Below are 257 nucleotides of genomic sequence, written 5' to 3'. Positions count from 1 at the left end.
GCTTTGAGATGGGTGCTATCGCTGTAAAAGACACGTCCACCAATAAGTCCATGTCCAATCGCTTGTTCAACGATGGTGTCGAAGATGGTTTGTTCTATATCGGTACCAGCAAAACGACGACGGCGATTCTGCGATAGCGTCGAGGCATCTGGAATTTTATCAGTCAGTCGTAAGCCGAGAAACCAGCGATAAGCGACATTGACTTCAATCTCCCGAACAATTTGGCGCTCGGATCGGATGCCGAACAGATAGCCAAT

At 48.2% G+C, this 257-nt stretch carries 1 protein-coding gene; it reads right to left on the bottom strand.

What is annotated here, in order from left to right; genetic code table 11:
• Positions 1-257 (bottom strand): transposase (locus tag H8K52_RS20800; protein ID WP_186924812.1); only part of this gene is annotated, 257 nt, incomplete at both ends.

The sequence above is a fragment of the Affinundibacterium seohonense genome (assembly GCF_014284305.1).
Classification (GTDB): domain Bacteria; phylum Pseudomonadota; class Gammaproteobacteria; order Burkholderiales; family Burkholderiaceae_D; genus Undibacterium; species Undibacterium seohonense.
Note: the sequence above shows the minus strand (reverse complement) of the source record. Positions and strands in the feature narration are given on the sequence as shown.